At 73.2% G+C, this 22106-nt stretch carries 17 protein-coding genes; 8 read left to right on the top strand and 9 right to left on the bottom strand.

Annotated features, from left to right (window positions below):
- Positions 1–45: 45 nt before the first annotated feature.
- On the bottom strand, positions 46–2397 hold the full coding sequence (locus BUB75_RS38385; RefSeq protein WP_218618021.1) for a glycoside hydrolase family 65 protein: 2352 nt from the start codon (positions 2395–2397) through the stop codon (positions 46–48).
- The gene (locus BUB75_RS38390) at positions 2394–3125 is read right to left on the bottom strand and encodes a beta-phosphoglucomutase family hydrolase (protein WP_073264756.1); all 732 of its coding nucleotides are present in this window, start codon (positions 3123–3125) and stop codon (positions 2394–2396) included. Before BUB75_RS38390 ends, BUB75_RS38385 begins: the two co-directional genes overlap by 4 nt.
- Positions 3126–3266: 141 nt before the next feature.
- Between BUB75_RS38390 and BUB75_RS38395 the strand changes: the two genes are divergently transcribed.
- Positions 3267–4238, top strand: a complete 972-nt coding sequence (locus BUB75_RS38395; protein WP_073264703.1) for an alpha/beta hydrolase — start codon at positions 3267–3269, stop codon at positions 4236–4238.
- On the opposite strand, the gene BUB75_RS38400 is transcribed toward BUB75_RS38395, so the two are convergent.
- The gene (locus tag BUB75_RS38400; protein ID WP_073264705.1) at positions 4235–5050 is read right to left on the bottom strand and encodes an acyl-CoA thioesterase; all 816 of its coding nucleotides are present in this window, start codon (positions 5048–5050) and stop codon (positions 4235–4237) included. The two genes, BUB75_RS38395 and BUB75_RS38400, sit on opposite strands and share 4 nt — an antisense overlap.
- Positions 5051–5219: 169 nt before the next feature.
- On the opposite strand from BUB75_RS38400, the gene BUB75_RS38405 reads away from it, so the two are divergent.
- Positions 5220–5984 (top strand): crotonase/enoyl-CoA hydratase family protein, encoded by a 765-nt coding sequence (locus BUB75_RS38405; protein ID WP_073264707.1) that lies wholly within the window; start codon positions 5220–5222, stop codon positions 5982–5984.
- On the top strand, positions 5985–7076 hold the full coding sequence (locus tag BUB75_RS38410) for a CaiB/BaiF CoA transferase family protein (RefSeq protein WP_073264709.1): 1092 nt from the start codon (positions 5985–5987) through the stop codon (positions 7074–7076).
- Positions 7077–7083: 7 nt separating this feature from the next.
- On the opposite strand, the gene BUB75_RS38415 is transcribed toward BUB75_RS38410, so the two are convergent.
- Together BUB75_RS38415 and BUB75_RS38420 are read right to left on the bottom strand one after the other, a co-directional pair.
- Positions 7084–7758 carry a response regulator gene (locus tag BUB75_RS38415; protein WP_073264711.1) on the bottom strand — a complete coding sequence of 225 codons (675 nt, stop codon included), beginning with the start codon at positions 7756–7758 and terminating at the stop codon, positions 7084–7086.
- On the bottom strand, positions 7755–9329 hold the full coding sequence (locus BUB75_RS38420) for a sensor histidine kinase (protein ID WP_218618023.1): 1575 nt from the start codon (positions 9327–9329) through the stop codon (positions 7755–7757). The genes BUB75_RS38415 and BUB75_RS38420 overlap by 4 nt, the downstream gene beginning before the upstream one ends.
- A 127-nt stretch (positions 9330–9456) precedes the next feature.
- Here BUB75_RS38420 and BUB75_RS38425 point away from each other — a divergent pair, with 127 nt between their 5' ends.
- The 3 genes from BUB75_RS38425 to BUB75_RS38435 all read left to right on the top strand — a co-directional run bounded on the left by BUB75_RS38425 (position 9457) and on the right by BUB75_RS38435 (position 13756).
- Positions 9457–10860, top strand: coding sequence for a cation:dicarboxylate symporter family transporter (locus tag BUB75_RS38425; protein ID WP_084742222.1), 1404 nt, complete (start codon positions 9457–9459; stop codon positions 10858–10860).
- A gap of 81 nt (positions 10861–10941) precedes the next feature.
- Positions 10942–12138, top strand: coding sequence for a CoA transferase (locus BUB75_RS38430; RefSeq protein ID WP_073264713.1), 1197 nt, complete (start codon positions 10942–10944; stop codon positions 12136–12138).
- A gap of 139 nt (positions 12139–12277) precedes the next feature.
- The gene (locus tag BUB75_RS38435; RefSeq protein WP_073264764.1) at positions 12278–13756 is read left to right on the top strand and encodes an amidohydrolase family protein; all 1479 of its coding nucleotides are present in this window, start codon (positions 12278–12280) and stop codon (positions 13754–13756) included.
- Between the two features lie 75 nt (positions 13757–13831).
- Here the strand turns inward: BUB75_RS38435 and BUB75_RS38440 are convergent, their stop codons facing one another.
- Complete coding sequence (locus tag BUB75_RS38440; protein WP_073264715.1) at positions 13832–14746, bottom strand: NADP-dependent oxidoreductase; 915 nt, start codon at positions 14744–14746, stop codon at positions 13832–13834.
- A gap of 141 nt (positions 14747–14887) precedes the next feature.
- Here BUB75_RS38440 and BUB75_RS38445 point away from each other — a divergent pair, with 141 nt between their 5' ends.
- Both BUB75_RS38445 and BUB75_RS38450 read left to right on the top strand, forming a co-directional pair.
- On the top strand, positions 14888–15337 hold the full coding sequence (locus BUB75_RS38445) for a MarR family winged helix-turn-helix transcriptional regulator (RefSeq protein WP_073264766.1): 450 nt from the start codon (positions 14888–14890) through the stop codon (positions 15335–15337).
- Positions 15334–16410, top strand: a complete 1077-nt coding sequence (locus BUB75_RS38450; protein WP_073264717.1) for an enoyl-CoA hydratase/isomerase family protein — start codon at positions 15334–15336, stop codon at positions 16408–16410. The genes BUB75_RS38445 and BUB75_RS38450 overlap by 4 nt, the downstream gene beginning before the upstream one ends.
- Here the strand turns inward: BUB75_RS38450 and BUB75_RS38455 are convergent.
- Genes BUB75_RS38455 through BUB75_RS38465 form a run of 3 tightly spaced genes read right to left on the bottom strand, consistent with a single transcriptional unit; the run spans position 16407 to position 22062 of the window.
- Entirely contained in the window at positions 16407–18419 is a 2013-nt protein-coding gene (locus tag BUB75_RS38455; protein WP_073264719.1) for a 5'-methylthioadenosine/S-adenosylhomocysteine nucleosidase family protein, read from the bottom strand. The two genes, BUB75_RS38450 and BUB75_RS38455, sit on opposite strands and share 4 nt — an antisense overlap.
- Positions 18420–18423: 4 nt before the next feature.
- Positions 18424–21219 (bottom strand): DUF4062 domain-containing protein, encoded by a 2796-nt coding sequence (locus BUB75_RS38460; protein WP_073264721.1) that lies wholly within the window; start codon positions 21217–21219, stop codon positions 18424–18426.
- A 48-nt stretch (positions 21220–21267) separates the two neighbouring features.
- On the bottom strand, positions 21268–22062 hold the full coding sequence (locus BUB75_RS38465) for an SDR family oxidoreductase (RefSeq protein WP_073264768.1): 795 nt from the start codon (positions 22060–22062) through the stop codon (positions 21268–21270).
- Positions 22063–22106 lie beyond the last annotated feature (44 nt).

Genomic DNA, 22106 nt, shown 5'->3' on the forward strand with positions numbered 1-22106 from the left:
AGTGGCACACCCGGCCGAGGGCGGGAACGGCCCGCGCGGGCGGGATCACCGCAAGCGACGCACCAGCGGCTCCCGTCCGACCGGCTGCCGTACCGGCTCCACCGGCGGGGCCGGCGGGATCTCCGCCGTCACCACGCCGGACGTCGGCAGCCGCAGTTCGTCACCGTGGTGCAGGAGCGTCAGCTCGGCCCCCTCGAGGAGCAGGTACCGCGCCTCGGTCGGCGTGATCTCGACCCGCAACCGGCGGCCCCGCCACCGCAGCCGGAACGCGATCCGGGACAGCTCCGGGGGCAATCGCGGCGCGAACGCCAGCCCCGCCGACAGGTGCCGCATGCCGCCGAAGCCGACCACGACGCCGGACCAGACCCCGGCCAGCGCGGCGATGTGCAGGCCGTGGCCGGTGTTGCCGGCCAGGTCGTGCAGGTCGAGCATCGCGGTCTCGCACAGGTACTCGTAGGCCAGCCGGAGGTGCCCGGTCTCCGCGGCGAGGACGGCCTGGGTGGCCGCCGAGAGCGAGGAGTCCCGCACGGTGATCTGCTCGTAGTACGCGAAGTTCCGCTGCTTCTCCTCGGGGGTGAACGCCTCCGGGCAGAGCTGCATCGCGAGCACTAGGTCGGCCTGTTTGACCACCTGCTTGCGGTACAGCTCGAGGTAGGGAAAGTGCAGCAGCAGCGGGTACTCGTCGGCGTGGGTGCCGGCGAAGTTCCACATCGCGTGGTCGGTGAAGTTCTCGGCTTGTTTGTGGACGCCGCGCTTGGCGTCGTACGGCACCACCATCGCGGCGGCCGCGTCACGCCAGGACGCGATCTCCTCGCTGTCGACGTCCAGCTCCATGGCGCGTTGGGGATGGCGTTCGCACGCGTTGGCGGCCCCACGGAGGTTCCGCTGGGCCATCAGGTTCGTGAAGACGTTGTTGTCAGCCAGCGCGCTGTACTCGTCCGGCCCGGTGACACCGTCGATCCGGAAGCCGCCGTCGGAGTCGTGGTGCCCGACCGAGCGCCACAGCCGGGCGGTCGCGGCCAGCAGTTCGATGCCGACCGTCCGCTCGAACTCCTCGTCGCCGGTGGCGGCGACGTGCCGGAGCACGGCGTCCGCGATGTCGGCGTTGACGTGCAGCGCCGCGGTCCCGGCGGGCCAGTAGCCGGAGCACTCCTGGCCGCGGATCGTCCGCCACGGGAACGCCGCGCCCTCCAGCCCCAGCGTCTGGGCGCGTTCGATCGCGAGCGGGAGCGTCGTCCGGCGCCAGCGCAGCGCGTGCGCGGCGGCGTCCGGCAGCGTGTGGCTCAGCATCGGCAGGACGAACGTCTCGGTGTCCCAGAACGTGTGGCCGTCGTATCCCGGTCCGGTGAGGCCCTTCGCCGGGATCGCGCGCCCCTCGGCGCGGGCACCGGCCTGCAGGACGTGGAACAGCCCGAACCGGACGGCCTGCTGGAGCTGGGCGTCCCCGTCGATCTCGACGTCCGCGCTCTGCCAGAACGCGTCCAGGTAGCCGCGCTGATCGTCGCAGAGCCCGTCCCAGCCCTGGTACCGGGCCGCGGTGAGCGCCGCACGGACCTGGTCGTTGAGCGCGGGCAGCGACCGGCGGGACGACCAGCCGTACGCGAGGTACTTCACGATCCGGAGCGAGCGGCGCGGGGCCAGGCGGCAGATCACCGTGGTCCGGCCGATGTTGTCCCTGGCGTCGGAGTGGGTCTGGGTCCCGGCCGGGCCGTGCACGTCGTGGTCCATCGCGGCTGCCATCCGCAGGCCGTTGCCGCGCAGGCTGTGCAGCAGCGCGGCGCAGCTCGCCTCGGCGGTCTGAACCTCCGGCTGCAGCGGCCTGGCCAGCGCCGCCTCGATCCGCGGATCCTTTCCGGTCGGTGGTAACTCCTCGTTGGCGAACAGCTCGGACTGCACGACGAGCTGCACCGGCTCGTCGCCCGCGGTCACCGTGTAGTTGATCGCCGCGACCGATCGCTGGACCAGCGAGACCAGCCGCTCGGTCCGGAGCGTGACCGACTTACCGGCCGGCGAGACCCAGTCCAGCCGGCGGGTCAGGAGCCCGGTGCGGAAGTCCAGCTCCCGCTCGTGCGCGCGTACCTCGCCGTAGCGGACGTCGAGCGGCTCGTCGTCGACCAGCAGCCGGATCAGCTTCCCGTTGGTGACGTTGACGACGGCCTGCCCGGACTCCGGATAGCCGTACCCGCCCTCGGCGTACGGCAGCGGCCGCAGCTCGCAGAACGAGTTGAGATAGGTACCGGGCAGACCGTGCGGCTCTCCCTCGTCGAGGTTGCCACGGAGTCCGATGTGGCCGTTGGCGAGCGTGAAGACCGACTCGCTGGCCTCCAGCCGGTCCAGGTCGACGCTGTCCTCACGGATCGACCACGGGTCGATCGCGAACGGGCCGTTGACGATCACGGCACCTCCAGCAGCTCGGTCAGCGCGGAGACGACGACGTCGGCGCCCGCGGTCTTCAGCCCGTCCGGATGTCCGATCCGGTCGACGCCCACCACCAGCCCGAAGCCCCCGGCTCGCCCGGCCTCCACGCCGGCCAGCGCGTCCTCGAATACCGCCGCCTGGTGCGGACGCAAACCGAGCAGTTCGGCACCGGCCAGGAACGTGTCCGGCGCCGGTTTGCCCGCGAGATGACGCTCGGCCGCGACCAGCGCGTCGACCCGGTAGTCGAACAGCCCGGCCAGCCCGGTCACGGTGAGGACCTGCTCGGCGTTCGCGGACGACGTCACCACCGCACGGGCCAGCCCCGCGTCGCGGACCGCGGTCAGGTACGTGACCGCGTCGTCGAACACCTCGACGCCCTCGGCGGCGATCAGGTCCAGGACGAGCGCGTTCTTCGCGTTCGAGAGGCCGAGGACGGTGTGGTCGGCCGCGGTGTCGGACGGTGTTCCCTCGGGGAGCGTGATTCCGCGGGACGCGAGGAACGCCCGCGTCCCGTCCAAACGTTTCCGTCCGTCGACGTAACGGAGGTAGTCGGTATCGACGTCGAACGGCGCCTGGCCCTGCGCGTACTCGGCCAGAAACTGGTCGAACATCGTCTTCCACGCCTTCGCGTGCTGCGCGGCTGTTCGTGTCACAACGCCGTCCAGGTCGAAGAGGCATCCCTGGATCTCGGCAGGTAATCCCAGCACCATCCCGTCAGGCTAGGGGGGTCGCCAAACCGGCAGCAGAAGGCATGGTGAACGGCGGCCCTCAACCACCCCGAAATAGAACATACAGGGTCAACTTGGGTAACCTGCGGTCAAAGACGTCCTCAAGCACGGAGGTGGCGGATGGCGCTCGGCCTCGACCCGGAGATCAGCGCGGCGCTCGACGCCCGGCTAGGGAACGGCCGTCGCGGGGCGGCCGACCGGCCACCGAGCGGCGGTGACGTCACAGCGGTGCGGGCCTCGCTCGATCCGGTGCTGCGCGCGCTCGCGGCCGAACCGCCGGTTCCGCCCGGTATCGAGGTCACCCGGCACGCCGCGACCTCCGCCGACGGCACCCAGGTCCCGATGCGGCTCTACCGCAGCCCCGGCACGCCGGAGACCGGGCTCGTCGTCTACTTCCACGGCGGCGGCATGGTCGCGGGCGACCTGGACATCTACGACCCGGTGATGCGCCGGTACGTCGGTGCGGGCGGCATCCCGATGCTCGCCGTCGACTACCGCCTCGCGCCGGAGCACCCGTACCCGGCCGGGGTCGAGGACGGATACGCGGCGATCGTCTGGGCCGCGAAGAAGGCCGGCGAGCTGGGTTCGGACCCCACCCGGATCGCGGTGGCCGGCGACGGCGGCGGAGCGGCGATCGCCGCCGGCGCCGTGTTGCTCGGCCGGGACCGCGGTGGTCCGACGCTCGCCGGGCAGCTGCTCGTCTACCCGATGCTCGACGACCGCACGGTGACGCCGGACCCGCTGCTGGGTCGGGGCGCGCTCTGGCGCTACGAGGACAACCGGGCCGCCTGGGCGGCCGTGCTCGACCGCCCGGTGGACGCCGAGCCCGCGCACGCCCCGGCCTACGCGGCCCCGGCGCGCGCCAGCGACGTCGCCGGGCTGCCGCCGACCTACCTGGAGGTGGGCAGCCTGGACATCGTCCGGGACGAGGGCCTGACGTTCGGCGCGCGCCTGGCCCGCGTCGGCATCCCGGTCGAGATGCACATGCACGCCGGGGCGCCGCACGCGTTCGACCTGCTCGCCCCGGATGCGGCGGTCACTCAACGAGCGACCGCCGACCGCCTGCGGTTCCTGGAGTCGGTGGCCGGTTAGCGCCGCGGCTGGTGGAAGACGCTGCTGCCGCGGGCGCGGAACAGCGCTTCCTGGGCGATCGTCGCGCCGAGCGTGCCACCGGCGGTGCGGATCATGCCGTGGTAGAAACCGCGCCCACGGGCCACCGAGTGCGGCACCAGGTCCATCAGCACCCACTCGTCCATCGGGATCGGGCGGTGGAACCAGATCGCGTGGTCGAGGCTCGATCCGGACGCGGACGTCTCGTCGTGGTACGGCGCGAGGCCGGTCGAGATGTCCGAGAGGTACGTCAGCACGCACGCGTGGATCAGCGGATCCTCGGGCAGGTCGACGGTGCAGCGGGCCCAGAACCGGGTCGGCCACTCGCTGCCCGGGTACGGCGCCGGCGGCAGCGAGCCCTCCATCGAGAACAGCCGGGGCATCGGCGCCGCCGGGAGCGTCGTCGGGTCCGGGACGTCCGGCATCCCGGACGCCTCCGCGTCCGGACCGTCCTCCTCCACCGAGAACGAGCACGACATCGTGGACACCACGCGGTCGCCCTGCAGCGCGGTGACCCGGCGGGCGGAGTACGAGCGGCCGTCCCGGTCACGGTCGACGCGGAACAGCGTCGGCTGGGCGGAGTCGCCGCCGCGCAGGTAGTAACCGTGCAGCGAGTGCGGCGGACGCCCCTCGGGAACCGTCGCTCCGGCCGCGGCCAGCGCCTGCCCGGCCACCTGGCCCCCGTAGAGCGGGAACGGGTCGTCGAAGACGGTGTTCGCCCGGTAGAGGTCACGCTCGACCTCTTCCAACGTGAAGAGATCGAGGATCGTCGGAGCGCCCGTGGTCGTCTGCACGACCGAACGGTAGCCCGGCCCCGACGCGCCACCGGGCGTCCGACGAGTGTGATGTGATCGCTCTCTCAGCACATTTCCGGTCAGGACTGACCGAAAAACTCCTCCCGCGGGGACGCCGCTCCGATACGTTGCGAACGAACGCGGATTCCAACGGCGGGAGGCTGCTCACGTGAGCGACGAGGTGCAGGTCGAGCACGCCGACGGCGTATCGGTCATCACGATCAACCGGCCGAAAGCGCGCAACGCGGTGAACAACGCGGTGTCGGTGGGCATCGCCGCCGCGCTCGACGAACTGGACGAGCGAGACGACCTGACGCTGGGCATCATCACCGGGGCCGGCGGCACGTTCTGCGCGGGCATGGACCTCAAGGCGTTCGTCGCGGGCGAGAACCCCAACGACGACCGGCGGGGTTTCGGCGGCATCACGATGCTGCCGCCGCGCAAGCCGGTCATCGCCGCGGTGGAGGGCTGGGCGCTGGCCGGCGGCTGCGAGATCGCGCTGGCCTGCGACCTGATCGTCGCCGCCGAGGACGCGAAGTTCGGCATTCCCGAGGTCAAGCGCGGCCTGGTCGCGGCGGCCGGTGGGCTGGTGCGGCTCCCCCGCCGGATCCCGCCCGCGATCGCGATGGAGCTGGCGCTGACCGGTGATCCGCTCCCGGCCGCCGACGCCCACCGCTTCGGCCTGGTCAACACGCTGACGCCGAGCGGCGGGGCACTGGACGGCGCGAAGGCGCTGGCCGCCCGGGTCGCCGCCAACGGGCCGCTCGCGGTCGCGGCGTCCAAGCAGCTGATCGTGCAGTCGCAGGACTGGGCCGACGCCGACCTGTGGAAGAAGCAGGGCTCGATCGTCGGGCCGGTGCTCGGGTCCGAGGACGCCCAGGAAGGCTCTCGGGCGTTCGCCGAGAAGCGCGCACCGGTCTGGAAGGGACGCTGAATGGGCGCCGGACCACTCGCCGGGCTGAAAGTCCTCGAGCTGGCGGGCATCGGCCCCGGCCCGCACGCCGCGATGATCCTCGCCGACCTCGGCGCCGACGTCGTCCGGGTCGACCGCCCGGTGCCCGGGCTGGACCCGACCGCGGGCTCCGCCGACCAGCTGGTGCGCGGACGCCGCTCGGTCGCGCTCAACCTCAAGGATCCGGACGAGAAGGCGCAGCTCCTCGCGCTCGTCGAGAAGGCGGACGTCCTGCTCGAGGGCTACCGGCCGGGCGTCACCGAACGGCTCGGGCTCGGGCCGGACGACTGCGTCGCGGTCAACCCCCGGCTGATCTACGCCCGGATGACCGGCTGGGGCCAGGACGGCCCGTGGGCTCGCACCGCCGGGCACGACATCAACTACATCTCGATCACCGGCGCACTGCACGCGATCGGCCGCGCCGGTGAGCGTCCGGTCCCGCCGCTGAACTACGTCGGTGACTTCGGCGGCGGCTCGATGCTGGTGCTGGTCGGGATCCTGTCCGCGCTGTTCGAGCGCGAGCGGTCCGGGCGGGGCCAGGTCGTCGACGCCGCGATGGTCGACGGCGCCACGCTGCTCTCCCAGATGTTCTGGTCGTTCCGGGGCGCCGGCGCCTGGAGCGACGAGCGCGGCGTCAACCTGCTCGACGGCGGCGCGCCCTGGTACGACACCTACGAGTGCGCCGACGGGCAGTACGTGGCCGTGGGTGCGCTGGAGCCGCAGTTCTGGGCCGCGCTGCTGACCGGCCTCGCCGTCGACGACCTCCCGTCGCGCGACGACCGGGGCAACTGGCCGGCGATCCGCAAACGCTTCACCGAGGTGTTCGCCACCAAGACCCGGGACGAGTGGGCCGCGGTCTTCGACGGCACCGACGCGTGCGTCACGCCGGTGCTGACGTTCGCCGAGGCCGCCGACCACCCGCACGTCGCCGCCCGGAACACGGTCGTCGACCAGAACGGCGTCCCGCAGGCCGCACCGGCACCCCGGTTCTCCCGGACGCCGCCCGGCACGCCGACGCCGCCCCCCGGGTCCGGTCAGCACACCGCCGAGGTGCTGAAGGACTGGCTGGGCTGATCCTGGGTCAGCCGACCCAGCGGTACTCGAGCTCGGGACGTCCCGCGCGGCCGTAGCGGGCCGCGCGGGACGCCAGCCCGGCGTCGGTGAGGTGTTCGAGGTACCGCCGGGCGGTGATCCGCGACATGCCCAGGTCCTCGGCCAGCTCGCTCGCCGACACCGCGGCGGCCGTGTCGCGCAGCGCCGCCGTCACCGCGTCCAGCGACTCCGGGCTCATGCCCTTCGGCAGGCCGGTCTGGCCCCGGCCGTGCAGCACCGCGAGGGCCCGGTCGACCTCGTGCTGGCCGCTCATCACGCCACCGCCGGCGACCCGCGACCGGTAGGCGGCGTACTGCTCCAGCTTCTCCGCGAACGTCGCGAACACGAACGGCTTGATCAGGTACTGGACGATGCCGAGCGAGACCGCCGACCGGACGGTGTTCAGGTCACGGGCGGAGGTCACCGCGACGACGTCCGCATGATGGCCGTGCGCCCGCATCCGGCGGCAGACGTCCAGGCCGTGCAGGTCCGGCAGGTGCATGTCGAGCAGCACCAGGTCGACGTCGGTCCGGCTCATCCGGCGGAGCGCGTCGGCGGCGTTGAGCGCCACCCCGGCCACCGTGAACCCCGGCACCCGCCCGACGTACGCGGCGTGCGCGTCCGCGGCGATCGGATCGTCCTCCACGACCAGAACCCTGATCATGACGACACCCGGGCCCGCATCGGGAGCCGGACCGTGAACACCGCGCCACCGTCACCGGCGACGTCGATCCGCCCGCCGTGCCGGTGCACGGCCTGACCGACCAGCGCCAGCCCGAGGCCACGGCCGATCAGCCGCCCGTCGGTCTTCGTCGACCAGCCGCGGGCGAACGCCTGCTCCACCTGCCCGGCCTCCAGCCCCGTCCCGGAGTCCGTCACCTGGAACACCAGGGTGTCGTCGTCGACCCACGCACCCACCTCGACCCGGCGCGGCGGTGGCGCCGCGACCGCCGCGTCCACCGCGTTGTCGATCAGGTTGCCGACGATCGTCACCAGGTCCCGCGGGTCGGCGACGCCGGGCGGCACCTGCGCGTCCGGCTCCAGCACCAGCTCGACGCCCCGCTCGGCGGCCTGCGCCACCTTACCCAGCAGCAACGCGACCAGGACCGGCTCCTCCACCGCCTCGACGACGCGGTCGGCCAGCCGCTGGCTCAGCGCGAGCTCGCCGGTCGCGAACTCCACCGCCTCGCTCACCCGGCCGAGGCCGATCAGCGACACGACCGTGTGCAGGCGGTTCGACGCCTCGTGCGCCGCCGAGCGGAGCGACTCGGCGAAGCCGCGCACCGAGTCCAGTTCGCCGGTGAGCGCCTGCAGGTCGGTGTGGTCCCGCAGCGTGACGACGCTGCCGCCACCGGCCGGCCGCTGGTTCACGACCAGGACGCGGTCGCCGGTCAGGTGGATCTCGTCCACCCGCTGCTCACCGGCGGCCAGCGCGGCGCCGAGCGTCGTCGGCACCGGCAGGGCGTCCACGTGTTGGCCGGCGGCGTCGGAAGGCAGTCCGAGCAACCGGCGGGCCTCGTCGTTGACCAGCTGCACCCGGCCGTCCCGGTCGAGCAGCAGCAAACCTTCCCCGACCGCGTGCAGCACCGCGTCGTAGTACGCGTACATCCGGCTCAGCTCACGCGGGCCGAGGTCGTGGGTCTGGCGGCGCAGCCGCCGGTTGACCAGCCAGGTCCCGGCCGCGGCCAGCAGCAGCGCGAGGACACCGGCCAGCGCGAGCGTCGGCAGCTGACCCTGCAGCGTGCGGTCGACCGCGCTGCGTTTGATGCCCACCGACACCAGGGCCCGCACCGTGCCGTCGGCGATCACCGGCACCACCGCACGCACCGACGGCCCCAGCGTCCCGGTGTAGGTCTCGGTGAACGCCTCACCGCGAACGGCCCGGTCGATGTGGCCGAGGAACTTCTTTCCGATCTGGGTCTCGTCCGGGTGGGTGTAGCGGATCCCGGCCGCGCTCATCACGACGACGAAGTCAGTGCCGGTGGCCCGGCGCACGTTCTCCGCGTGCGGTTGCAGCACCGGGCTGGGGTCGGGCAGCTCCAGCGCGGCCCGGACGTCGGGCGTCGCGGCGACGGAGCGGGCGATCGCCAGCGCGCGGGTGGCCGCGCTCTCCTCGGTGGCCTGCTCTGCCTGCGCGATCGCGGCGCCCAGCCCGGCGGCGACGACCACCGTCACCACCGCGATCTGCAGTGCGAGCAGCTGGCGGGCCAGGCTCCAGTCCCGCGGACGTAACACCGGGGCGGCCTCCCTCTCGGGGATCGTTATGTACAGAACGGTGACCGAGGTCACTGTCGCCGAGATTCTGGGCATCAAGTTACTGCCGTGCCGTTGACGACATCGCGCAGAAAGAAGGCGTCCCCTCATGTCCAGTACTGCCGCACCGCCGGGCAACACCACCCCGCCGCCGGACGAGACCACGCCGGAGAACCCCCCGCCGCGCCGCGATCGGACCCATTACCTCTACATCGCGGTCATCGTCGCGGTTGTTCTCGGCGCCACGCTCGGACTGGTCAAACCCGACTGGGGCGTGGCGCTGAAACCGCTGGGCACCGGCTTCGTCGACCTGATCAAGATGATGATCAGCCCGGTCATCTTCTGCACGATCGTCCTGGGTATCGGGTCGATCCGCAGCGCTGCCAAGGTCGGCAAGGTCGGCGGCCTCGCGCTCGGCTACTTCCTGGTCATGTCGACGTTCGCGCTGGCGATCGGCCTGGTCGTCGGCAACCTGATCCACCCCGGATCCGGGCTCGACCTGGAAGGCACCGCCGACGCCGGCAAGGAGCTGGCCGCCGAGGGTGAGGGTGGCACCGTCGACTTCCTGCTCGGCATCATCCCGACCACGCTGGTCTCGTCGCTGACCGAGGGCAAGGTCCTGCAGACGCTGTTCGTCGCGCTGCTGGTCGGCTTCGCGCTGCAGGCGATGGGGCGGAGCGGCGAACCGGTCCTCCGCGGCGTCGGCTACCTGCAGAAGCTGGTCTTCCGGGTGCTGGCGATGATCATGTGGCTGGCGCCGATCGGTGCGTTCGGTGCGATCGCCGCGGTGGTCGGCGAGACCGGCTGGGACGCGTTGAGCGCGCTGCTCCAGGTGATGCTCGGCTTCTACCTCACGTGCGCGATCTTCGTGTTCGGCATCCTGGGGCTGCTGCTCTGGACGATCGCGCGGATCAACATCCTCTCGCTGTTCCGGTACCTGGCCCGTGAGTTCCTGCTGATCCTGTCGACGTCGTCCTCGGAGTCGGCGCTGCCGCGGCTGATCGCGAAGATGGAGCACTTCGGCGTCTCGCGTCCGGTCGTGGGCATCACGGTGCCGACCGGGTACTCGTTCAACCTCGACGGCACCGCGATCTACCTGACGATGGCGTCGCTGTTCATCGCGGACGCGCTGGACCAGCCGCTGTCGATCGGCGAGCAGATCGGGTTGCTGCTGTTCATGATCATCGCGTCGAAGGGCGCGGCCGGGGTGACCGGCGCGGGTCTGGCGACGCTGGCCGCCGGTCTGCAGTCGCACAAGCCCGCGCTGCTCGACGGCGTCGGCCTGATCGTCGGCATCGACCGGTTCATGTCCGAGGCCCGCGCGCTGACGAACTTCGCCGGCAACGCGGTCGCGACCGTGCTGGTCGGCGTCTGGACCGACGGTTTCGACCGGGAGCGCGCCACCGAGGTGCTCGCCGGCCGGTCCCCGTTCGACGAGGCCACGATGCTCGACGACGACCACGGCGCCCCGTCCGCCGAGCCCGAGCTGGTCGGAGCCGAACGCCGAGCCTGACCCATCCCCGAACCGGACCCCCTTGGGCGGGCCATAGCTCGCCCGAGTGGGTCCGGTTCGCTCGTGGCCTAGGCTCGGGGTGTGTTCGCCGTGCGGTGCTGCGACGTCCCGGGGCGGTGCGCGGTCGAGACCTGGTTCGCGTGGGGGCTGGCCGACTTGACCGGGGCTCCGGACGATCCGCCCGGGGCTCCTTCGGCGCCGGTGGCCGCGCGGGTGGAGGCGCTGGTCGCCGCGCTGGCGCCGCTCGACGTCGACGCGGCCCACGTCCTGGCCGGGCGGGCCGCGCTGCACGGCTGGAAGCGGGCCGGGCGAACGTCGGCGAACGGGAGTTGCCGGCTGCTGCGGGCCGCGGACGGCTGGCTCGCGGTCAACCTGTCCCGGCCGACCGATCTGGACCTGCTGCCCGCGCTGCTCGAGGCCGAGGTCTCTTCCGATCACTGGGGGTCGGTGGCCGCTGCGGCCGCGTCCCGCCCGGCCGAAGTGCTCGCCGACCGCGCGCAGTTGCTCGGCATCCCGGCCGCGGTGCTCGGAAGCGCGGCCGGGTTGGCGCCACTGCGCACCCACCGCCTCGGCGAGCCGGGCCCGCGGCTCGGCGACGCCGGGCGGCTCGGGTCGTGCGTCGTGTTGGACCTGTCCGCGATGTGGGCCGGACCGCTCTGCGTCCACTTGCTCGGCCGGGCCGGTGCGCATGTCGTAAAGGTCGAGGACGTGCGCCGCCCGGACGGCGCGCGGTTCGGTCCGCCGGAGTTCTACGCCGAACTGCACGCCGGGCACGCGAGCGTCGTCCTCGACTTCGGCACGCCGGCGGGGCGCGCCGCGCTGGCCGCGCTCGCCGCCGAGGCGGACGTCGTCGTGGAGAGCAGCCGTCCGCGGGCCCTGCGCCGGCTCGGGCTCGTCGCCGAGGACTGGCTCGCCGCCCGCGCTGGCCGCACCTGGATCTCGATCACCGGGTACGGCCGCGACGACCCGGCGCAGCGGGTGGCGTTCGGCGACGACGCCGCGGTGGCCGGCGGCCTGGTCGCCACCGCACCGGACGGCTCGCCGGTGTTCTGCGGCGACGCGATCGCCGATCCGCTGACCGGGTTGTACGCGGCGGCGGCCGGGCTGGCGTCGCGGCGGAGCGGCGGCGGCCACCTGCTCGACGTCGCGATGGCCGGCGTCTGCGCAGCCGTGAACCGGCCGGCTGACGGCCCGGCCTACCTGCACCGACGGGGTGCCGACGGCACACTGCGCCACGTGCCCGAGGGTGCCGCGGCTGATCCGGACACCGCGCGATGACCAGGTCCGACCCGGCGGCGTTCCGCAACGCCCGCAGGTCGACCCCGAGCGGCCGCATCACGGCCCAGGGCCGCCGCGCGTCGGCCCGGGACCACCGCAGGTCAACCCAGAACCGCCGCAGGTCGATCTGGAGCGCGTCGTGCTGATTCGGGGCGCGGAGGTCGACGGCGCCGGCGGGGTCGACGTCCGGATCGCGGGCGGGCTGATCGTCGCGGTCGGAGCCGGGCTCGACCGTTCCCCGGGCGAGCCGGCCCTGGACGCCCACGGCGGCGCGCTGCTTCCCGGCCTGCACGACCACCACGTCCACCTGCGCGCCTGGGCGGCGACGCGATGGTCGGTCCGGCTGGCCGGGGCCGACGGTCCGGACGACTTCGACCGCCGCGTCCGAGAGGCCGCCGCCGTGGCACCGCCGGATGTCTGGCTGCGCGGGGTCGGCTGGCACGAGAGCACCGGCGGCCCGCTCGACCGGCACCGCCTGGACGCGCTGACCGGCGGGCGTCCGACCCGGATCCAGCACCGCACCGGCGCCCTGTGGATCCTGAACAGCGCGGCGCTCCTCCTCACCGGGGCCGCGGGCAGCACGGTCGCCGGGATCGAACGGGACGCCTCCGGCGAGCCGACCGGGCGGCTCTGGCGCGCGGACGACTGGCTGCGGGACCGGACCGCCACCGTCCGCGACCCGTTCCCGGTGGCGCTGGCGGACCTGGCCCGGCAGGCGGCCCAGTGGGGCGTCACCCGCTGGACCGACGCCACCCCGGACCGCGACCAGACGGAGACCAACGCACTGGCCGCGCTCTGGACCACCGGCCTTCCGTCCGCCGAACCACACCGGGCCGACGCGGCTCGCCTCGGTCCGGACCGAGGCGACGCGGGCCAGGCCGGGGGCGCCGCGGGTGACCACGCCGAGGGCGGGCTGCCTCGGCTGGTGTTGATGTCACCGCCCGGGCTGTCCCTGCCCGACGACGCCGTGCGGGTGACGCTCGGCCCGCAGAAGCTCGTGCTCGACGATGCGACGCTGCCGCCGGTGGCCGAGCTCGCCGCCACGATTCGGGAGAGCCATGCCGCCGGGTCCCCGGTCGCCGTGCACTGCGTCACCGCCGAGCAGCTGGTGACGCTCGTCGCGGCGATCGAGGAGGCGGACAGCACCCCCGGCGACCGCGTCGAACATGCCGGCATCGTGCCGCCCGGGTACGCGGCCCGGCTCGCCGCACTCGGCCTCGCGGTCGTGACGAACCCGGGTTTCCTCGCCGACCGGGGCGACGCGTACCGCCGGGACGTCCCGGAGCCGGAACGGGACTGGCTCTACCCGGTGCGGTCGCTGCGGGCCGCCGGTGTCCCGGTGGCCGCGGCGACCGACGCACCGTTCGGACCGGCCGACCCGTGGGTGGCGATCGCCGCTGCGGTCGACCGCCGGACGCCCGACGGCGCGGTCCTCGGCCCGGACGAGCGGGTCACCGCCACCGAGGCGCTGGACCTGTTCCTCGCCGACCCCGATCGCCCCGGCCGCCGGCGCCGGATCGCCCCCGGCCACCCGGCCGACCTGTGTCTGTTGCACACCCCGCTGGCTCCTGCGTTGGCGGCTCCATCGTCCGACTACGTGCGGGCGGTGCTCTCCTGAGCCGAACGGCACAGGGGTGGGGTACGCCGGGCCGCGCAACGCGCCCGCCGGGGCGTTCCGTGAGGGAACACCGCACTACGGAATCAGTACGACCTTGCCGGCCAGGGTTCCGGCTTCGGCACGCTCGTGCACCGACGGCAGCTCGCGCAGCGGCAGCCGCTCGGCGACGTCGATCTCCAGCTCCCCGGCGTCGACCTGCGCTCCCAGCGTGGCCAGCTGCTCCGCGTCGGGACGGACGAACATGCGCAGCGCCCGCACCGGGCCGTCGGTCGGCGGATCGGTGATCGTCGAGACGTAGACGCCGTCGGACGCGACCAGCCCGAGCAGCGGGTCGCCCGGCTCCGACACGAGGTTGAGGACGACGTCGACGGGCTCCGTGACAGCTTCCAGAACCGGAGTGACCGTGTGGTCGATGACCTCGGCCGCACCGTACCGGCGGGCGCGGTCGGCGGTGCGTGGGCTCGCGGTGGCGATGACGTGTGCCCCGGCGCGGGCGGCCAGTTGGATCGCGTAGCCACCCACCGATCCCCCGGCGCCGTTGATCAGGAGCCGCTGGCCGGCACGCAGCTTCGCGTGCTCGAACAGCGCCTGCCACGCGGTGAGACCGCCGACCGGGAGCGCGGCGGCGTCCGCGAGCGGGACGCCCCGGGGCGCGGCGGCGAGGGCGGACGCCGGAGCCACCACGTACTCGGCCGACGCACCGGCGACGTCCGGCGGTAAGAACCCGATCACCGCGTCGCCGGGGGCGAGGCGGACGACGTCCGGGCCGATCTCCGCGACCCGCCCCGCCAGCTCGATGCCCGGGACGTACGGGAACGCCCCCGGGAACATCGGCTGGAGGTACCCGGCGCGGATCGCGGCGTCCACCGGATTGAACGCCGCCGCCGCGGTCTCGACCAGCACCTGGCCGGGGCCGGGGACCGGACGCTCGACGTCCACGAGAGTCAGCACCGACGGGTCTCCGTACTCGGCGTACCGCAGAGCCTTCATGACACACTCCTCCTGGAATTTGCTTCGAACTTGAAGCACGTCTAGACCGTAGCATGCTTTGAATTTGAAGCAAGTAGAATTCACGGGGTGACGCAACCCGGTGGCCTCGACGCGGCAGAGCTCGGTGGCTTCTTCGCGCTGATGGAGGTCTCGAGCCTGCTCCAGCACGCGGTCGAGCAGCAGCTCCGCAGCGCGGGCGGGCTCACGAACATCCAGTTCAAGGTCCTGATGAGCCTGCTGGAGGCACCGGAAGGGCAACTGCGGATGACCGACCTCGCCGACAGCCTGGTCGTCAGCCGCAGCGGGCTCACCTATCAGGCGGGGCTGCTGGAGAAGGCCGGGCTGATCACCCGCACCCCCTCCCCCGACGACGAGCGCAGCACGACGCTCGGCCTCACCGCCGCGGGCCGGGAACGGATCGCGGCAGTGCTGCCCGGCCACGTGGACGTCGTTCGGCGATTGCTGCTGGACCCGCTCACCCGGGACGACCTGGGTGCGCTCACCGCGCTGTTGAGTCGCGTCCGGGACCACATGCGTGAGGCCCCGCCCCGCTCGGCGGCGCCGCGGGCCCGGCGGAAGGCCGAGCAGTGAACCTCGACGTGCCGACGTTGCTGGACGCGCTCGGCGACCCGAAGGCCGCCGAGTCGTTCTCCGCGGTGCTCGGGGTGCCGCTGGTCGCGGTGGAGGTCCCGGACGCTGCGTCGGCGGCGGGGCTCGCCGCGCTGCTGGGCCCCGGACGGTGGGCGGCCGACGTGCGGGCGCTGCCCTGCGTCGTTGCGCTGGTGGTGCCGGATCCGGCGGTGTTCACCGGAGCCGGGCACGTGCCGCTGATGCTCGGGGACGTCCTGCTCACCGACGACCCGGACGCACCCCGCCCGTACGTCGCCCCCGCCGGCGGCAGCACGGCCGGAGTGGACGCGCTGGCCGTGATCGCCACCGCGAACCCGGTCGCGGCCACCGCACTCGCGTTACTGCTGCGCTCGGCGGAGGGGCTCGACGTCCCGGCCGGGCTGGTGGCCGAGTCGGCCACATACTCGACGTTGCAGGCGGGCGAGGAGTTCGTCCGCTGGCGCGCCGGGCGGCCCGTCAAGCCCGCCGACCCGAGCACCGGCCGAGTCCGCGTCGAACGCGACGGCCACGCGCTGCGGGTCACGATGACCCGGCCCCAGCGGCGCAACGCGCTCGACGCGGCGATGCGGGACGCGCTCGCGGAGGCGTTCACGCTGGCGATCGCCGATCCGGACGCCACGCTGGAGTTCCGCGGCGAGGGCCCGGAATTCTGCGCGGGCGGTGACCTGGACGAGTTCGGCAGCCGGCCCGACCCCGCACTGGCGCACCTCACCCGCCTCACGCGCAGCCCCGCCCGGCTGCTGCACACCGTCGCCGGTCGCGCCACCGCACACCTGCACGGCGCCTGCCTCGGCGCGGGCATCGAGCTGCCGGCGTTCGCCGGGCGCGTGATCGCCGCGCCGGACACGTCGATCGGCCTGCCGGAGGTGTCGCTCGGGCTGGTGCCCGGGGCCGGCGGCACCGTGAGCATGCCCCGCCGGATCGGCCGCCAGCGCACCGCCTGGATCGGCCTGTCCGGTCAGCGCGTCAACGCCGACACCGCTCTGCGCTGGGGCCTGGTGGACGCGATCGGGCCCGCCGGAGAGACCAGCTAACCGCTGCTTTCGAAGTGCAGAGCATCCAGCGCGCCGCTGTCGAGCAGGTGGACGACGAATTCCGCAGCGTTGCCGGCCGCCAGCCGCCGGTCCTCCTGGAGCTGTTTCTCGTCCCGGCCCCGCCCGAATCCCCAGTCGCTGATCGCCTTGACCACGAGCCAGCCGATCTGCCGCCGGGCCGCTGCGGCGTAGACGCCCGCCGCCTCCATCTCGCCGCCGATCGCGTCCGGGAACTCGTTTCGCAGTTCCCGGATCTGCTCGGGATCGTTTCGCAGCGTGCTGGAGGAGAGCAGCAAGCCGGGCCGGACGTCCGCACGCGTCCACGTCGGCCCGAGAGCGTTGGCCGCGGAGAGCAGACGCGATCCGGCCGAGGCACTCACCGTGTCACCACGCCTCAGCGTCCGGAGCGTGCCGTCGGCCTCGCGGTAACGAACGAGATGGTCGATCAGCGCGATCTGCTGGGAGACGCACACGTCGCCGATGCGCTGCCAGCCGGAGTACGACGTGACCCCCAGGTCCGCGTCGGCATACACGTCCGGATCCGGCCGCAGGCCGTAACAGATCCCGACCGCGATGACGTAGTCGGCGGTGACGTTCCCGATCAGCGACGCGGTGACCAGGCCGGCACCGTGCACACCGACGTCCGACTGGCCGGTGCGACCGAGCACGACCTCGATGTTCCCGACGTGGCCGAGTCCGACGAGGACCTCCTGTTCGGCCGGGATCAGCTGGCCCCGGTGGTGGTTGCGCGCGTGGACGGCGGCCAGCACCGCCCTGTGCTCGACGTCGGACGTCACGAGCAGCAACGCGCGCTTTCGGGTACGTGCCACGGCTTCCTGCGTCTCCCTGACCTCGCGTCGAAACCGGACGGCCCTGACCGCTTGGAGGATCGCGGCCACGGCCACGGCGATCCCGACCAGGAACATCACGCGGAGGAGATAGCCGTAGACCTGCACCCGTAGGGTGGCCGCTGACACGTCGGTCATCGGGTAGCCGAGGAACATCTGGATCGACCACTCGACGGCGGAGCCGTACGTCGCGGGCCGGTCGGCGCAGCTCTGCCCGCAGGCCGCCCGCTCGAACTCAGCGATCTGAGTCGCGAGAACCGCGATCGCGACCACGCACGCCGCCAGATAGAGGAAGAAGAACCCGCCCGCGTCGACGACCCGGTGCGGCTTCCCCGGCCCGTGATCACGGGGGCCCAGCACGTGCATCGAGTCGTCGGTGCCGTCCGTGTCGACACGGTTCGCCTGCGCGCCCACCGCTTCGCGCAGAGCGTCGTTGGTGAGACCGGCGCGGAGTACGTCGAGGTAAACACCGACGGCCCCCTTGGTCACCCGGCCGCCTTGCCTCCTCGCGGCCCGCTGAATCGAGGCCGCGACGAGCATCTCGGCCCTCTGCTGGGCGGCCCGCAGGAGGCGCTGCGCGTCCTCCGCATCCTGATCCCGCGTGTGTCCCAAGACCATCACCCAGTTGTCGCCACGGGGACCGGAGAGGTCAGGGCCCGGGGGCGAGCGCCAGAACGGCAGACGTCGGGTGAGTCCACCGAGCTGCGGCAGCAGGAACGAGAGCATGCTCGTGAGCGACCAGGCGAGTGCGAGAAGAACGAGGAGCAGCGTCGCCAGTAGCGAGCCGGTGAGACCGGCCGCCAACGCGAGGAGCAGCAAGACGGCCGGAGGCCCCCCAGAAGCCAGGTGGTTCCACTGCGCGTCGGCGAAGCGAAGGACCGCAAGCCAGGGCCCCCCTCCGAGTCGGTACCCGCGTGCGCCCAGCGGCGGTCGGACGAGCGCGACGTCCTGCTCGCCGGTCCGGGCGAGGTAGCCGTCCCGCCCCGCCACGTAGAGCATGAGCGGCAGCGGACCCCGATCCCGGAACAGTCGGCCCGTCCCTGTGCCGCGGGCCGAACGGATCGCCTCGCGGCCGTGCTGCGAGGCGCGGACCGCTGTCGCGATCGCTCGGCACTCGGCGAAGCTCAGTGCGCCGCCCGGCAGGGAAAACATCTCGGCCATCAGATCAGCCGGTCCGTGCGGCGTTCTCCTCGCACCGGCTGACGAACGCGCGGACGTCGCGGTCGAGCGGAAGCCGGACGGACTCCGGGTCCGTCACCTCGAGCGAGGGCTCCGGAACACCGAGCTCCGTCAGCAGTTCGCGCGCGTCGGTCAGGTCGAGCGCGGCCGCGTACGGTGGCCCGTCCCGCCAGGCCCGCCGGTAGGCGAGCAGCGCCTGCTCGATCGCTTCGTCGCGCCGGTCGAGCGCCAGCAGCGCCTGCCCGATCCGGTGGTGCGGACGCGCGGCCGGGTGCAGCGCCGCGAGCCGGCCGAGGGCGTCGTCCAGGGCCTCGGACGCCTCGTCGCGCCGGTCGAGCCGCGCCAGCAGGTAGGCGGTGGTCGCCGGCATCGTCTCCCGGCCGGCGTCCCGGTCGACGCGCTCCACGTCGTGCTGCGCGGTCAGCGCGTCCGCGTACCGCTGCGCCCGGAGCAACCGTTCCGCGCGCAGCTCGGCCACCCGGCGGCGGTGCCGCCAGTCCCCGGGGTGCGCCGCGGCGGCATCTACCTCGGCCTCGCTCAGGTCACCGGCGGCCAACCCGGCCATGCACCGCCAGTACGCGAGGTCGGCCTCGAATCCGGGCGGCGGCGCGGTCCGCCGTGCGGCGGCCGCGGCGGCGGACTCGTCGAGCAGCGCCAGTCCTTCGTCGAGGTGTCCGCGCCGGATCGCGCCGATTCCCCGCTCGCCGAGCAGCCAGGGGTCCTCTTTCGCGGGGGCGCCTGCCGCGTCGCGCAGCATCGCGTACAGGTCGATCGTCCACGCGGCCGCGATCTCCCGCCCGGTGGCCGCCAACCCGACCGCGAGGCGCCCCAGGCTCCGAGTCACCGCCTCGACGTCCTGGGCGACCAGTGCGTCCGCGAGCAAGCTGGTGTCCTGCGCGACCGCGACCGTGTACTGGCCGAGCAGGAAGTACGCGATCGCGAGGTCCGCGCGGACCGCCCGGCTGCCGTCCGCGGCGAGCGGTTCCAGCAGGTCGACGACCGTGGTCGCGGCGCCGAGGTTCATCAGCAGCGGGTCGCCGAGCGCCCGGCTCCAGACCGCGCTCGCCTCCGCGAGCTGCCCGGCACCGATCAACGCGTAGAACAGCGTGAGCGTCTGCCGGAGGTCCTCGATGCTGGTCGCGCTCGCCACGTCCTCCGGCGGCAGGCTCTGGAAGTGGTCACGGATCCGTTCGTTGGCGGCGACGCGCTCCCTGGCGTCCAACATGTCGTGTACTGAGGCGCGCACGATCGGGTGCAGGTCATACGCGTTGTCCGCGGTGGACCGATCCCACCAGAGCAGGCCGCGCTCCTCCAGGTCGGCGAGCGCGGCGTCCAGCCGGACGCGGGCCTCCACGTCCTCGTCGGACCCGTCCCAGCCGCGCGCGTTCGCCGGGCGGAACGGGTTGATCGCGTCCATCGTCGACCGGTCGACCGCGCCGGGCAGCACCGAGATCCAGCCGAGCAGCTGGCGGTGCGGCGCCGGGGTGGCGCTGAGCGCGACGTCCAGCAGGTATGCGCGGCGCGACGAGAGGTCGCCCTCCGGAGCCCCGGCACCGCCCGCGGGATCGGCGAGCCAGCCGTCGAGGCCGCCGGGATGGTTCCTGGCCAGGCCGGCCACGACGCCGACCAGCAGCGGGTGGTTCTCGACCTGCCGGAAAAACGCGGTGACCGCGTCGGTGTCGCCCGGGGTGCCGAGCCGGTCGAGCAGCGCCTGCGTGTCGGCGTCGGTGAGGCCGGGCAGCCGCAGATGCGCGACGCCGGGCGTCGGGCGTCCGTACCGGCCGGCCAGCGCGTCCGGCATCAGGCGGGTGCTCACCAGCACCTTGGACGGCTCCACCGTGCACAGTGCCCGGATCACCTCGTCCGCGTGCGGCTCGATCAGCGACCGCCGTGCCGACTCGACGTCCTCGTCGCGGAGCTTCGAGGGGTCGAATCGGCCGAACGCCGCGAGCAGGCGCTCGAACCCGTCGAGCACCAGCAGGTACGGACGCTCGCGTAACGCGGCGAGCACCTGGTCGGTGAGCTCGGTGCGCCCCAGCCGCCCGACCTCGTCCCGGGGCAGGCCGGAGACGTAAACGAGCGTCTCGCGCAGGAACCGGGTGATCGACGCGGAACCGCCGTAGAAGCTCCACCAGAGCCTGCCGTGCAGGCCGTCGACGACGCCCGGCGCGTGGTTCCGCGCCCACTCCCAGGTCAGCGCGCTCTTCCCGACGCCGCCGAGCGACTCCACGACGAGCACCGGGTCGTCCGAGCGGCCCCAGGCGTCGAGCGTGTCCAGCGCCTCGGCGCGGCCGGTGAACGGCGCGCTGCCGACGTAGGGCGGCACCGCGTGGAACGCCGGCGGGGCCGGAACCACCGGCGTCGCCTCGGTCGGGTCGCCGCCGTACGGGACGAGCGAGCGCAGCAGCGCGGCCCGGAACTCGGGCACGGTCTCGACCCTGGTCAGGCCGTGTCGCGTCCGCAGCACGGTCGCGAACCGGTCGACCGACTCGTCGGTGGCCGGGGCGACCGCGAACGCGAGGATCCGGGGCCGCTGCCGCGCGGCCGCCCACTCGTACTCGAGTTCCAGGTAGGACGCGTGGGTGCCGGACGGGCCGTCGCCGAACTCGGCGCCGAGCAGCAGGACGAACAGGTCGCACTGTCGGAGGGTGTCCCGGCGCACGGCCGGGTCGGGTAGGCCCGCCGCGTCGACCGGCCGCAGGCCGAGCCGGTGGCAGACCGCGAGCGCGGCTCCCCGGTACCGCGCCGATTCCTCCGAGGTACTGCTGACGAAGACCCGCACCGACCCCTCCCGCGTCGCCCGACAGCCTACGGAATCGGTCCGGGAAATTTAGGGCAGGATCGCGTCGACATAACCTCCGTCGACGCGGACCGCGCCGCCGGTCGTCGCGGACGCGAGATCCGAAGCCAGGTACGTCACGAGGTGGGCGATCTCGGGCGGTTCGATCAGGCGCTGGAGCAGCGACTGCGGGCGATGTTCGGCCATGAAACGACGCTGCGCCTCGTCCCAGGGCACGTCGTCGCCGATCAGCTCGGCCACGAAGTCCTCGACGCCGCCGGTGTGCGTCGGCCCGGCGAGCACCGAGTTCACGGTCACGCCGGTCCCGGCGGCGGCCTTCGCGAACCCGCGCGAGACCGCGAGCAACGCGGTCTTGGTGACCCCGTAGTGCACCATCTCCACCGGCGTGACGACCGACGAGTCGCTGCTGATGAACATCACCCGGCCCCACTCGCGCTCCATCATCCCGGGCAGGTACGTGCGGGTGAGCCGGATGCCGGAGAGCACGTTAACGTCGAAGTAGCGGCGCCACTCGTCGTCGTCGATCTCCAGCACCGGCTTGGCGCCGAAGATCCCGAGGTTGTTGACCAGGATGTCCAGCTCGGGCGTCTCCGCGTGGACGGCGTCCGCGCCCGCAGCCGTCGTCACGTCGGCGACGATCCCGCGGACGTCGGCGCCGGACACCTCGTACCGGATCGCCTTGACCGCCTCGTCCACCCGCTCGGTGGACCGGCCGTTCACCAGCACCCGCGCGCCCGCGGCGGCGAGACCCGCCGCGATCGCGTAGCCGATGCCCTGGGTCGAGCCGGTGACCAGCGCGCGCCGGTCGGACAGGTCGATCGCGATCGTCGGACGGATCGCGAAGATCGATGGGTGTTCCCTCATGGGAG

Origin of the sequence: Cryptosporangium aurantiacum, from assembly GCF_900143005.1 — a bacterium.
Classification (GTDB): domain Bacteria; phylum Actinomycetota; class Actinomycetes; order Mycobacteriales; family Cryptosporangiaceae; genus Cryptosporangium; species Cryptosporangium aurantiacum.